At 72.0% G+C, this 12,365-nt stretch carries 15 protein-coding genes; 8 read left to right on the plus strand and 7 right to left on the minus strand.

Annotated features, from left to right (window positions below; translation table 11 throughout):
• Positions 1–10: 10 nt before the first annotated feature.
• Positions 11–187 carry a hypothetical protein gene (locus tag M4960_RS15320; protein ID WP_159573240.1) on the minus strand — a complete coding sequence of 59 codons (177 nt, stop codon included), beginning with the start codon at positions 185–187 and terminating at the stop codon, positions 11–13.
• Positions 184–996 (minus strand): class E sortase, encoded by an 813-nt coding sequence (locus M4960_RS15325; protein WP_243648843.1) that lies wholly within the window; start codon positions 994–996, stop codon positions 184–186. Before M4960_RS15325 ends, M4960_RS15320 begins: the two co-directional genes overlap by 4 nt.
• Positions 997–1,089: 93 nt before the next feature.
• Here M4960_RS15325 and M4960_RS15330 point away from each other — a divergent pair, with 93 nt between their 5' ends.
• Positions 1,090–1,518: a GNAT family acetyltransferase gene (locus M4960_RS15330; protein WP_131921244.1), complete on the plus strand. Its 429-nt coding sequence runs from the start codon at positions 1,090–1,092 to the stop codon at positions 1,516–1,518.
• A 9-nt stretch (positions 1,519–1,527) separates the two neighbouring features.
• Here M4960_RS15330 and M4960_RS15335 read toward each other — a convergent pair whose 3' ends face one another.
• Complete coding sequence (locus tag M4960_RS15335) at positions 1,528–2,457, minus strand: EamA family transporter (protein WP_248704688.1); 930 nt, start codon at positions 2,455–2,457, stop codon at positions 1,528–1,530.
• Positions 2,458–2,493: 36 nt separating this feature from the next.
• Between M4960_RS15335 and M4960_RS19820 the strand changes: the two genes are divergently transcribed.
• From M4960_RS19820 to M4960_RS15365, 6 genes are all read left to right on the plus strand, one after another.
• Entirely contained in the window at positions 2,494–3,627 is a 1,134-nt protein-coding gene (locus M4960_RS19820; protein ID WP_248704689.1) for a CPBP family intramembrane glutamic endopeptidase, read from the plus strand.
• Positions 3,628–3,636: 9 nt separating this feature from the next.
• The gene (recQ, locus tag M4960_RS15345; protein ID WP_131846955.1) at positions 3,637–5,490 is read left to right on the plus strand and encodes a DNA helicase RecQ; all 1,854 of its coding nucleotides are present in this window, start codon (positions 3,637–3,639) and stop codon (positions 5,488–5,490) included.
• 91 nt (positions 5,491–5,581) lie between these two features.
• On the plus strand, positions 5,582–6,328 hold the full coding sequence (locus M4960_RS15350) for a 1-acyl-sn-glycerol-3-phosphate acyltransferase (protein ID WP_123340164.1): 747 nt from the start codon (positions 5,582–5,584) through the stop codon (positions 6,326–6,328).
• Positions 6,329–6,461: 133 nt separating this feature from the next.
• Positions 6,462–6,818, plus strand: a complete 357-nt coding sequence (locus M4960_RS15355) for a hypothetical protein (RefSeq protein ID WP_123293681.1) — start codon at positions 6,462–6,464, stop codon at positions 6,816–6,818.
• A 232-nt stretch (positions 6,819–7,050) separates the two neighbouring features.
• A complete protein-coding gene (locus tag M4960_RS15360) occupies positions 7,051–7,674 on the plus strand; it encodes a M23 family metallopeptidase (RefSeq protein WP_248704690.1) in 624 nt (207 codons plus the stop codon).
• Between the two features lie 82 nt (positions 7,675–7,756).
• Positions 7,757–8,593, plus strand: a complete 837-nt coding sequence (locus tag M4960_RS15365) for an NAD(P)-dependent oxidoreductase (RefSeq protein ID WP_123293850.1) — start codon at positions 7,757–7,759, stop codon at positions 8,591–8,593.
• 33 nt (positions 8,594–8,626) lie between these two features.
• On the opposite strand, the gene M4960_RS15370 is transcribed toward M4960_RS15365, so the two are convergent.
• Both M4960_RS15370 and M4960_RS15375 read right to left on the minus strand, forming a co-directional pair.
• Positions 8,627–8,830 (minus strand): hypothetical protein, encoded by a 204-nt coding sequence (locus tag M4960_RS15370; RefSeq protein ID WP_111085536.1) that lies wholly within the window; start codon positions 8,828–8,830, stop codon positions 8,627–8,629.
• A gap of 10 nt (positions 8,831–8,840) precedes the next feature.
• Entirely contained in the window at positions 8,841–9,359 is a 519-nt protein-coding gene (locus tag M4960_RS15375) for a MarR family winged helix-turn-helix transcriptional regulator (RefSeq protein WP_123340168.1), read from the minus strand.
• 163 nt (positions 9,360–9,522) lie between these two features.
• Here M4960_RS15375 and M4960_RS15380 point away from each other — a divergent pair, with 163 nt between their 5' ends.
• Positions 9,523–10,416: an alpha-E domain-containing protein gene (locus M4960_RS15380; RefSeq protein ID WP_159573247.1), complete on the plus strand. Its 894-nt coding sequence runs from the start codon at positions 9,523–9,525 to the stop codon at positions 10,414–10,416.
• Positions 10,417–10,563: 147 nt separating this feature from the next.
• Here the strand turns inward: M4960_RS15380 and M4960_RS15385 are convergent, their stop codons facing one another.
• Entirely contained in the window at positions 10,564–11,910 is a 1,347-nt protein-coding gene (locus tag M4960_RS15385) for an MFS transporter (RefSeq protein ID WP_323749192.1), read from the minus strand.
• Positions 11,907–12,317, minus strand: a complete 411-nt coding sequence (locus M4960_RS15390) for a MarR family winged helix-turn-helix transcriptional regulator (protein ID WP_111085532.1) — start codon at positions 12,315–12,317, stop codon at positions 11,907–11,909. The genes M4960_RS15385 and M4960_RS15390 overlap by 4 nt, the downstream gene beginning before the upstream one ends.
• Positions 12,318–12,365 lie beyond the last annotated feature (48 nt).

A 12,365-nucleotide genomic window follows, 5' to 3' on the forward strand; every position in this document is an offset into this window, starting at 1 on the left:
TGGCCGACCGCTACGGGGTCGGCGTGGACTCCACGGTGCCGTCCGGCGGCGGCAGGATGTCCGCCGCGATCCACGGGAACACCCACTGGAACAGCACGAACACGATCGCTGCGAGCAGCACGAGCAGCTCGAGCACCTTCAGGAACGTGGGGCCGGGCAGCAGCCGCCAGACCAGGGGGAAGATCACTTGGCCGTCTCCGAAAGTTCCTTCGGGGTGCCCTCGGACGCGGGCATCCAGTAGTCGAGCTTCGCGTGCGTGACGAACCGTTCGGCCGCCGACCACATCGGGTGGCACGCGGTCAGGGTCAGCCAGCGGTCCGACGGCGAGGGGTCGACTCCGGGCTTGTTCGGCACCGGCGCGATCGTCTCGATGTGGTCGGGCGTGACGATCTGGCTGTCGGTGACCTTGTAGACGTACCAGACGTCGAACTTCGTCTTCGCGTCGGTGACCCGCACGACGACGGAGTCGTCCTTCTTGAGCTCCGCGATCTGGTTGAGCGGCTTGCCGTAGGTCACGCGGTGTCCGGCGACGGCGAAGTTGCCGGGAGCCCCGGGCATCGCGGTGTCCTGGTAGTGCCCGAGCCCGATGGTGTTGAGGACCTTCTCACGGTCCGTGCCCTCGCCGATCGGCCGGTTGTAGTCCTTGCCGAAGCGCGGGATCTGCATCGTGCCGAACACGTCGGACAGGTCCGGCGGCTCCGCCAGCACGGGTGCGGTCCCACGGTGCTCGGTGCCGGCCCCGTCCGGGGTCTTCAACTGGTCGAGCCCCTCGACGAGCTTCGACTGCTCGTTGACCGCCACGACGTCCGTCCACCAGGCGGTCCACACCACGTACAGCCCGGTGCCGGCACCCGCGATGATGAGCAGTTCGGCGATGAGCGAGACGATCGCGCCACCGACCGTCTGCCGTCGCCGGGGGGAGCGGCGCCCGGACCGTCTGCCGCCGTCGTCGTCCCGCGCGCTGCGGCGCGACGGGATGGTGTCGTGTGCGGTCACGGGGCTCCTGATCGGCTGGTCGGTCGGACAGGTCTATCAGATCACGACGACGGCCCGGTGACGACGTTCTCCACACCCCCGTAACGTGGGGGGATGGAGTACCGGATCCGCCCGTTCCGCGCCGACGACACCGACGCGGTCGTCGCCCTCTGGGAATCGTGCGGTCTCGTCCGCCCGTGGAACGACCCCCGCCGCGACATCGCGCGCAAGGCCACGGTCCAGCCCGAGCTCTTCCTGGTGGCGGAGTCGGAGGCCGGCGGGGTCGTCGCCGCGGGAATGGCCGGTTTCGACGGGCACCGCGGCTGGGTCAACTACCTCGCCGTGCAGCCGGACCTGCAGGGCTCCGGTCTCGGCCGGACGCTGATGGCCGAGTTCGAGCGGCTGCTCACCGACCTCGGCTGCCCGAAGGTGAACCTGCAGATCCGTGCTGGCAACGAGCGGGTGCTCGGGTTCTACGAGTCCCTCGGGTACTCCGACGACCGCACCGTGTCCCTCGGCAAGCGGCTCATCCCCGACGTCTGAGTCGTCCGGTCACGCCAGGGCCAGGCCCACCGACGCGATGAACGCGAGCGCGATGCCGACCCACTGCGGCGCGGTCAACCGCTCCCGCAGCACCACCCCGGCCAGCACGACCGTGCCGATCGGGTAGAGCGCGTTGAGCACGCTCACGACGGGCAGGGTGCCTGGGTCGTCGCTCGCGTGCAGCCCCGCCTGGATGCACACGTTCGCAAGGGCGTCGAGGACGCCGCACGCCGCGACCGTCAGCAGCAGACGCGGCGGCCACCAGCGCCCTGGAGGCACGGCAGACCCCGCGACGCCGACCGAGGCTGCGGGGTCTGCCGCGCCTCCAGACCGCGCCCCGCGCCCGGCACGCACCGTCACCACGAGCGCCGCCGCACCCAGCAGCACCGTCTGCAGCACCCGCGCGACCACGAGCGGGTGGATGCCCGCGCCGGGTGGGGTCGCGTCGTACGCCAGCACGATCCCGCCGAACCCGCACCCGGCGACCGCGGCCGCGACGACCCCACGCACGGTGAGTCGTGCACCCGAGGTGTCCCGCACGGCCGCCACCAGCACCACCGCGACGACGGCCACGACCACCGCGGCGACGGCCAGCGGTGACAGGACGGTCCCACGGGCCACGGCCACCAGGACCGGGACGACGGCGGCGAACACCGCGGTCAGGGGTGACAGCACGCTCATCGGGCCGATCGCCAACGCGGCGTAGAGCAGCAGGACCCCGACCGCGCCGGACAGTCCGGCGACGGCGCCCCAGAGGGTGCCCGCCCACGACGGCGTCCCCCCGAGCACGGCCAGACCGATCAGCAGCGGCACGATCCCGATCGCCGCGGCGACGGCGGTGACCGCCACCGGACGGATCCGCCGCGACGCGAGCCCGCCGAGGAAGTCGGCGAAACCGTAGACGACGGCTCCGGACAGGCCGAACAGCACGGTGAGCACGGGTCCCATCCTGCCCGGCCCGGTAGCCTGCGGGGCGTGAGTGTTCCCTACCACCGCCTGCCCCGTGTCGACGCACGATGGAGGTGGTGGCGCCCGCTGGTCGCCCTCGCGTTCCTGGCGGGCTGGTACTTCGCCTCGCAGGTGGTCATAGCGGTGGCGTACTTCGTCCCGCTCGGCGTGACCCAGGGTCCGCAGGCGCTGATCGACTTGCAGAACGACCTGGCGGGCGGTCTGCTGGACCCGACCGATCCGCTCGTCCTGTCGTTGTCGCTCGTGTCGCTGGTCGTCCTGCTGCCGGGGATCCTGCTGGCGGTCAAGGTCGCACGGCTCGGGCCCGGCGCGATCCTGACGTCGACGCGCTTCCGGGTGCGGTGGGCGTGGACGGCGTGGTGCGTGCTGCCGACCCTCGTCATCGCGGCGGTCATGTTCGTGGTGCAGACCGGTCTCTTCTGGGACGGCGGGATGATCACGACCGACGGCGGCTTCGCGTGGAACCACGCCGCGATCGGGCAGTCGACGGTCTCCCTCGGCACCCTCACGCTCACGATCGTCCTGGTCGTCCTGCTCGTGCCGTTCCAGGGCGCAGCCGAGGAGTTCATCTTCCGCGGTTTCCTCATGCAGACGATCGCGTCGTGGATCCCGCGACGCACCGGCACGATCATCGCCGTGGCGGTGTCGACCGTCGTGTTCGCCCTGCTGCACATCCCGAACGGCTACAACGTCTGGGGCATCCTCGACGTCGGTTCGTTCGGCCTGATCGCGGCGATCATCGTGCTCCGCACCGGCGGCCTCGAGGCCACCGTGCTGCAGCACGCCTTCAACAACATCATGATCTTCGTGCTGCAGGCACCGGGGTGGTCGGGGATCGACCTGACCTCGTCCGACGCCAACGGCACGCCCATCGGATGGCTCGTCACCCTCGGGACGTCGCTCGCGTTCTGGGGCATGGTCGAGGTCCTGGCCTGGTGGCGGAAGCTCGATCGCACCTTCGCCGGACACGAGGCACCGCGGTTCCGCGGGACGCCGCCGGTCTGGGCGGGCGGCAAGCGGTGGTTCGCCCCGGCGGGCACGGGCTGGGCCGTCGCGCCGGCTCGTGCCGACGATGTCGACGCAGCCGCTGTGGACCGTGCCGGTGTGGACAGTGCCGTGGGTGTCGCCGGTCGCCCGTAGGCTCGTGGCATGAGCACCACGCCCGCGCCCGCCGCCGTGTCTGCCTCACGAGCAGCCGCGCTCGACGTCCTGCACCGCGTGTGGGGCTACGACGACTTCCGCGGCGAGCAGGCGGCGATCATCGACCAGGTGGTCGCCGGCGGTGACGCCCTGGTGCTCATGCCCACCGGCGGTGGCAAGTCGCTCTGCTACCAGGTGCCCGCGCTCGTACGCGACGGCGTCGGGGTCGTGGTGTCGCCGCTCATCGCGCTCATGCAGGACCAGGTCGACGCCCTCGCGGCGAACGGGGTGCGTGCCGCCTTCCTCAACTCGACGCAGGGGCCCGACGAGCGTGCCCGGGTCGAGCGCGCGGTCGTCCAGGGCGAGGTCGACATGCTCTACCTCGCGCCCGAGCGGCTCCGGCTCGAGTCCACGCGCGCGCTCCTCGACCGGGCGCGGGTGTCGCTGTTCGCCATCGACGAAGCGCACTGCGTCGCCCAGTGGGGCCACGACTTCCGGCCGGACTACCTCGAGCTGAGCGTCCTGCACGAGCGCTGGCCGACCGTGCCCCGGATCGCCCTCACGGCCACGGCGACCCCGCAGACCCACCAGGAGATCTCGGCGCGGCTCGGCCTCGACGACGCCGCACACTTCGTCGCCGACTTCGACCGCCCGAACATCCAGTACCGCATCGAACCGAAGACCGGCGCGCTGCAGCAGCTCCTCACCTTCATCCGCACCGAGCACAGCGGCGACTCGGGCATCGTCTACTGCCTGTCGCGCAAGTCGGTCGAGCGGACCGCCACCGCACTGGCCGAACAGGGCATCCAGGCGCTGCCGTACCACGCAGGGCTCGACGCCCGGGTGCGTGCGCGCAACCAGTCGACCTTCCTGCGCGAGGACGGCATCGTCATGGTCGCGACGATCGCCTTCGGCATGGGCATCGACAAGCCCGACGTCCGGTTCGTGGCGCACCTCGACCTGCCGAAGTCGGTCGAGGGGTACTACCAGGAGACCGGTCGTGCCGGGCGCGACGGCCTGCCCTCGACCGCGTGGCTGGCGTACGGCCTGAACGACGTCGTGCAGCAGCGACGGATGATCGACCAGTCCGAGGGCGACGCCGCACACCGTCGGCAGCTCAGCGCCCACCTCGACGCCATGCTGAGCCTGTGCGAGACGATCGAGTGCCGGCGGGTGCGGCTCCTGGCGTACTTCGGGCAGCCGTCCACGGCCTGCGGCAACTGCGACACGTGCATCGCCCCGCCCGAGTCGTGGGACGGCACCGTGCCCGCACAGAAGCTGCTGTCCACGGTCGTCCGGCTCGAGCGTGAGCGTGGTCAGCGGTACGGCGTCGCCCACCTCGTCGACATCCTGGTCGGCAAGCAGTCCCCGCGGGTGCAGGAACTCCAGCACGAGTCCCTGGCGACCTTCGGCATCGGTTCCGACCTGTCCGACGGCGAGTGGCGCGCGGTGGCCAGGCAGCTGCTCGCGCAGGGCTACGCCGCGGTCTCGGGCGACGGGTTCGGCACGGTCGTCCTCAGCCCGACGAGCGCCGAGGTCCTGACCGGCAAGGTCCAGGTGCGGATGCGTCGCGACCCGGTGAAGGCGCCGCGGGCGAGCCGGTCGTCGCGGCGGACCGTCGTCACCGACATGCCCCAGCAGGCGGTCGGCCTGTTCGAGGCGCTCCGGGTCTGGCGTGCAGCCCAGGCGCGCGAGCAGGGTGTGCCGGCGTACGTGGTGTTCAACGACGCGACGCTCCGCGGCATCGCGGCGGTGCGTCCGTCCGACGTCGACCAGCTCGCCGAGATCTCCGGGGTCGGTGCCGCGAAGCTCGAGCGGTACGGCCGCGCGGTGCTCGACGTCGTCGCGTCCGAAGCCGACTGACCCCACGGTCGGACGTGCATGCCGCCGTGGGCATGTACTGCTCGCAGGCGTGATTACACTCGGGAGTTCGCCGTCACGACGAGGAGGCCCGGTGTCCGGTTCGACCAAGTTCGCCACCGTGCTGAGCCGCGCAGTGGTGACACCGCTCGCGCGGATGCTCTGGCGACCGAAGATCATCGGACGCCGCAACGTTCCCAAGCGCGGGCCGGTGATCCTCGCGAGCAACCACCGCTCCTTCATCGACTCCCCGGCGATCACGTTGATGGCACCGCGGAAGGTCGCCTTCCTGGCGAAGCAGGAGTACTTCACCGGCACCGGGTTCCGTGGCGCGGTGTCGCGGGCGTTCTTCGGCGGCATCGGTGCGATCGGCGTCGAACGTGGTGCGGGCGCCGCGGCGCAGCAGGCGCTCGACCTGGGGCTCGCGCGGTTGAACGAGGGCGAGGCCTTCGCGATCTACCCGGAGGGCACCCGCTCCCTGGACGGCCGGATCTACAAGGGCCGCACGGGCGTGGCATGGCTGGCCCTGACGAGCGGCGCGCCTGTGGTGCCCGTGGCCCTGACGGGGACCCAGGACGTGCAGCCCGTCGGCTCGAAGCTGCCGAAGCTCGCGAAGGTGACGATCGAGTTCGGGAAGCCGATCGACCTGTCCGCGTTCGGCGAGGCCTCGTCCGGACGTGCACGCCGACACGCGACCGATGCGGTGATGGCGGCGATCCAGGAGCTCAGCGGCCAGGAGCCGGCGAACACCTACAACAACCCGCCGGCGACGATCGTCGAACGGGTCAAGCGGGCGCTGCAGCCCGACGACCCGACCGCGGCTGCCGTCGACCCCGACTGACCGGGATCTGTCGGGCACTATTGCACATCTGAAATATCGATGGTTGAATGAGGGACGTGCCGCACGGCACGCATCCCCGACGGGTCGCCCGACAACGGCCCGCAACCACGACTCAGATCGGACGGTCAGCAGCATGTCCTCCACCCCGCTCTTCGACTCCATCGCCCAGCGACGCGACCAGCCCGAGCCGCCGGCCACGAGCACGACCCCGATCCCGACCCCGGCTCGAGCAGCCGCAGCGCCCGCACCGACCTCACCGATGACCGCTCCCGTCCGTGCCGGTGACTCGACCCTCGTGCCCGCGGCCCTCGTCGCCGCGATCGACGACATCACGGTCCGCGTCACCCCGTCGGTGGTCACCGAGCTCCGCGTGCAGCCCGAGCAGCTCGTCCTGGTCGAGACCGTCGCCGACGCCATCACCCGAGCGGTCGTCGACGCCGTCGCGACCGAACTCGACCGGATCGCCCGCGACGGCGTCGTCCGCGTCTGAGCCCGGCGGTCCCCGAGCGATGACGACGCCCGCTGACGGCCTCCCGCTGCGCCCGCGCGGCGCCGAGCGGCGGGCCGCGAACCGCTCCCGTACTCGCCGACCCGAAGCGTCCGAGCGGCGCCGTGCTGGGCACGGCACGCGTCCGGACGCCCCCAGAGCCGCCGGGGTGGTGGCTCCCCCTTCCGCCACCCCGGCTTCCCCCTCCTCCTTCCGCAGTTCCGTCCGCCGCGCCTTGCCCGCGACGGCGACCGCCGCGGTGACCTGTCTCTTCGTCGCCGTCGGCTCCCCGCAGACCGCGATGGCATCGACCCCGTCGCCGAGCAGTCCCGTGCCCGGCGTGCAGCAGTTCGTCGCCGACGGTTCCGCCCGGCTCTCCGTCGACCGCGACGGCTTCTCGATCGGCAGAGCCGCTGCCGCCCAGGCACGTGCGACCGCCGTCGGCTCATCGGACGCGGCGGCTCGCCCCACCGCGGGGAACGTGCCGGCCGCCGGTGGGTTCGGCTCGCGCTGGGTGACCGGGTGCTCGGCCTGCTCGACGAACCACCAGGGCATCGACTTCGCGGCTCCGATCGGCACCACCGTCGTCGCCGCGATGCCCGGCAGCGTCGTCTCCGCCGGGGTCCTCGGCGGGTACGGCAACCAGGTCCTGCTCCAGCACGCCGACGGCACCCAGACCCGGTACGGCCACCTGTCGGCGATCGGGGTGCGACCCGGTCAGGTCCTGTCGGCCGGCCAACGCCTCGGCGCGGTCGGCAACACCGGCGTCTCGACCGGGGCGCACCTACACTTCGAGGTCATCGTCGGCGGGGTCCCGGTCGATCCGGCCACCTGGCTGCAGGCCCGCGGGCTCCTCTGACAGCGGCGACGGTCGAGCGCGTAGCGTCGGGAACGCCGGGGCACCGCGCCGTGGCAGGACGGAGACGCACGTGCGAGTGACGGTGTTGGGGACCGGGGCGATGGGTGCCGGCGTGGCGGGATCACTGCTGCGCGAGGGGCACCAGGTCACGGTCTGGAACCGGAGTGCCGACAAGGCCGCACCGCTCGGTGAGCACGGTGCAACGGTCGCCACGGACCCGGGTGCCGCCGTCGAGCACGCCGAGGTGGTCCTCCTGACCCTCTTCGACACCGACGCCGTGGTCGACGTGCTCGAACAGGCTGCCGGAGACGCTCCGACCGACGCCGTGTGGGTGCAGGCGTCCACGATCGGCGTCGACGGAACCGAGACCGTCGTGCAGCTCGCCGCGAAGTACGGCATCACCCTGGTCGAGGCGATGATGCTCGGCACGAAGGCCCCGGCGGAGCAGGGGAAGCTCACCATGCTGGCGGCCGGCCCCGCCGACCAGGTCGACCGGGTCGTCCCCGTGCTCGACGCGATCGGCGCGAAGACCATCCGCGCCGGCGAACGGGTCGGCGACGGGACCGCGCTCAAGCTCGCGGCCAACGCCTGGATCGCCTCGATCACCGCGGCCACGGGGCAGTCGCTCGCCCTCGCCGCGGCGCTCGGGCTCGATCCGCAGCTGTTCCTCGACGCGATCGACGGCAGCGCGAGCGACTCGGCCTACGCGCACACCAAGGGCGCGGCGATCATCGCGGGGGAGTTCCCGGCACAGTTCGCACTCGACGGGCTGCGGAAGGACATCGGCCTCATCGCCGAGGCTGCGCGGGCGAACGACGTGTCCACCACGCTCCTCGACGCCCTGGGGCGGGTCTACGCCGACGCGAGTGCGGCCGGGCACGGCGGCGACGACATCGCGGCGGTCGGCACCGCCTTCTGAGTCAACGCGCGAGTCGACCCGCGCGTCGACGCGTCAGTCGCGGCGGAGGAACCGTCGCAGCCGTGCCGTGAGCCGGCCCACGGCCTCGTCGTTCATGGTGTTCGCCAGGTCGAAGGCCTCGCGCGTCGGATCGGCCCCGCCCTGGATCCGTCGGAGTGCGGCGTCGGCGCGGGCCCGGGAGTCGAGTTCGGCGAACGGCATGTCGTCCTCGGGGTCGTGCGTGCCGCGAGGGTCCATGGACAGCAGGTTACGCGCGGCGGAGGGTGCGGGCGCCTGCGTCGACGTCGTCGACCACGCGGACCATCTCGTCGAGGAAGTCCACGACGACGGCCATCTCGTCGGACGGCACGTGCTCGGTGACCTCGAGGGCACGGGCGTCGAGTTCCTCGATCACGCGCAGGGCGTGGCCCATCGACGTCCCCGTGGCGGTGAGGATCACGCCGCGGCGGTCGATCGGGTCCTGGTGCCGCTCGACGTGGCCGCTGCGGACCAGCCGGTCGACGAGTGCCGAGGTCGACGCCGCCGTGATCTCGAGGCGCTCGGCCAGGTCCTTCGCGTTGACGGTCCGGCCGTCGTGCTCGGCGTCGATGAGGACACGCAGTGCGAGAAGCGCGTTCTCGCCGATCCCCAGGGCTTCACGAGCCCGACGCTGCGCGGCGCTCTCGGCGGTGCGGTACCGGCGCAGGGCGTTCAGGACGTCGACGGCGGTGACCGGGGAGTCCTCGTACCAGAACCCCGCGGTGCTGGTCAGGACCTCGGACGTCATCCTGCAATGCTAGACGCTCTAGTTAGATTGTCTAGCGAGGAGCCGGTATCGCGGCGGAGACCCGGGCCCGTGCGCGGACATCGGACACTGCAACACCCGTGACGCGGCTCCGAAACACTCCCGCAACGCCCGCTGGTTAGGTTCTGGGGATGCAGGAGCAGCCGTGCTGAGCCGACTCGCGGGGAACGTCTTCCACGTGGGGAGCGCGGTCGAGCGCACCGACGTGGTCGCACGCCTGCTCGACGTCTACGTCGCCCGACGCGAACCCGGCACCGTCGAGGACGACCGGGCCGTCGCCGCGGAGCTCCGTTCGGTGGTGGGGACCGCCGGACCGGCGAACGACGCTGACCGGTCCGCGACCATCGACGCCCTGGCGCTGGACCGCCACGAGCCGGCGTCCATCGCCGCCGCGGTCGCCGTCGCGCGGGACCACGCCCGTCGAGCCCGCGAGGTCGTCTCGAGCGAACTCTGGGACTGCCTCGACGTCACCCGTTCGCGCATGCCGCGCAAGATCGCCCCGGGCCGCGCGCACGAGTTCCTCGGTTGGGCTCGGGAACGGAGCGCCCTCGCGATCGGCGTGGTCGAGGGGGACGCCAGTCGCGACGAGGTCTGGGAGTTCTTCACCCTGGGCCGCTCCCTGACCCGGGTCGCCTCGACCGCCCGACTGCTCGCCTCGGGGTTGCTCGAACCGGACTCGGTCACCTCGTGGACGGCGGCGCTCCGGGCCTGCGGTGCGGGCGAGGCGTTCCTGCGTGGCCGGGACCACCATCCGGTGCCGGACGACGCCGCGGCGTTCCTGCTCCTGGACGAGCACAGTCCGCGGTCGCTGCGCTTCACCGTCCGACGGGCCGCCGAGTGCCTGGCCGACGTGGCTCCGTCCTGCGTCGCGGAGGAGGTCGCGGCGTTCTCCGCCGCCCGCGATCGGCTCGAGGCCGTCCCGGCGGACGCAGCCCTCGGCGTCGTCGGCGATGCCGGCGACCGGCTCGCGGCCGCTGCGGACCGCGTCACCGCGGCGCTCGACGAGCGCGTCTTCGCGGTGACCGAACCCGCGCACTGATCGCGGCCCTGGACCGGACCGGCGACGGCCGGGAGGCCCGTGGCGGGCCCGACCCGTGCCTCCCGTCCGCCACGCGAAAGCGTCAGAGCCCCGCCAACGGTTCGCGGAGATCTGTCGCTTTCGCGAGGTGGACGCTGCCCGGACGGGTCAGACGGCGCTGGAGCGGTCGGCGACCGCCTCTTCGCGCTCGAGCTCCTGGCGGAGCGCGGCGCGCGAGGCGCGGGTGCCGACCACCGGCATCGCGTGCGTGACCGCGAGGTGCAGGCGGGTGTCCGCGTCGTACCGGAGCCGGAGGCGCTGGAAGCGGACGAGCCAGACGATCGCGATTGCGAGCGCCACGAAGCCCGACGCCGCTCCGACCGCGATGGCCCAGCGGGGACCCCACGCGTCCGCGATGGCACCGACGATCGGGGCGCCGATCGGGGTGCCGCCGGCGAAGATCGCCATGTAGAGCGCCATCACGCGGCCGCGCATCGCGGGCTTCGTGGTGGTCTGGACCAGGGCGTTCGCGGTGGTCATGAAGGTCAGCGCCGCGAGTCCGACGAACACCAGGACGAACGCGAACGTCCAGTACGTGGGCGCGAGGGCGGCAGCTGTGCACGCCAGGCCGAAGCCCCCGGCGGCGAGCACCAGCGTGCGCATCCGCGGCTTGTCCCGGCGGGCGGACATCAGGGCGCCGAACACCGAGCCGATCGCCATCACCGAGTTGAGCAGGCCGAACTCGCCGGCACCCTGGTGGAACTCGACCCGGGCCATGGTCGAGGTGAAGATCGGGAAGTTCACGCCGAACGTGCCGACGACGAAGATCATGCAGAGCACGACGATGATGTCCGGCCGGGTCCGCACGTACCGGAAGCCGGCGACGATCTGCCCCTTGCCGCGGCCGGCGTGCACCCGCTCGGCGAGCTGCGCGGGGTCGACGAAGCGCAGCGCGATGAGGACCGCCAGGAACGAGCCGGCGTTGATGACGAACACCCAGCCCGACCCGATGGCGGCGATGAGCACGCCGGCGACCGCGGGACCGATCAGGCGGGCGGCGTTGAACGAGGCGGAGTTCAGTGCGACGGCGTTCGCGACGTTCTCGCCCTGCACGACGTCGGAGACGAACGCCTGACGGATCGGGGTGTCGAACGCGGCGACGATGCCGAGCGCGAGGGCGAAGCCGTACAGCGCGAGCAGCGTCGCGGTGTGCGTGAGGACCATGACACCGAGGCCCAGCCCGAGCAAGCCCATCAGCGCCTGGGTGAGCATGAGCATCTTGCGACGGTCGAAGCGGTCGGCGGCGAGTCCGGTCAGGGGGAGGAGCAGCAGCTGCGGGCCGAACTGCAGCGCCATCGTGATCCCCACCGCGACGGCGTCGTTGTCGGAGAGCTGGGTCAGGACGATCCAGTCCTGGGCGGTGCGCTGCATCCAGGTACCGACGTTCGACACCAGGGCACCGGCGAACCAGATGCGGTAGTTGCGTCCGGCGAGGGAGCGGAACATGGCGGTCACTGCTGGGCCAGCCTCCTCATGATCTCGGTGGCGTCGGCGAGGGTGGCGCGCTCGACGGGGGTGAGTGCGGCGAGCCGCGGGGTGAGCCAGCCGTCACGGCGGCGACGGGTCTCCTCGACGAACGCGGCCCCGGCCGGGGTGGCGCAGAGGACGACCTTGCGGCGGTCGTCGTCGTGGCCGCCCTTGGACACCAGGCCACGCTCGACCAGCACCGCGATGGTCTTCGTCATCGAGGGCGGGGTGACGCCGTCCTGGCGACTCAGGTCGGCGAGGGTCATCGCGCCGTCGCGGTGGAGCCGGGCGAGCGCCGCGAACTGGGCGTCGGTGACGGTCGTGTCGGCCTTCTGCGCGCGGAGCGTCCGGGACAGCCGGTTCACGGCAATGCGGAGGTCGGTGGCGTCGGTCACAGGTCGTTAGCCTAGCTCATTAGTTCAGTGAACGAACTGGTTTTCGGG

Source organism: Curtobacterium sp. MWU13-2055 (assembly GCF_023242305.1).
GTDB lineage: Bacteria > Actinomycetota > Actinomycetes > Actinomycetales > Microbacteriaceae > Curtobacterium.

Coding starts and splice junctions, on each gene's coding strand:
- M4960_RS15330 (WP_131921244.1), top strand. CDS start 1,090: ATGGAGTACCGGATCCGCCCGTTCCGCGCCGACGACACCGACGCGGTC.
- recQ (WP_131846955.1), top strand. CDS start 3,637: ATGAGCACCACGCCCGCGCCCGCCGCCGTGTCTGCCTCACGAGCAGCC.
- M4960_RS15375 (WP_123340168.1), bottom strand. CDS start 9,359: ATGACGTCCGAGGTCCTGACCAGCACCGCGGGGTTCTGGTACGAGGAC.
- M4960_RS15355 (WP_123293681.1), top strand. CDS start 6,462: ATGTCCTCCACCCCGCTCTTCGACTCCATCGCCCAGCGACGCGACCAG.
- M4960_RS15370 (WP_111085536.1), bottom strand. CDS start 8,830: ATGGACCCTCGCGGCACGCACGACCCCGAGGACGACATGCCGTTCGCC.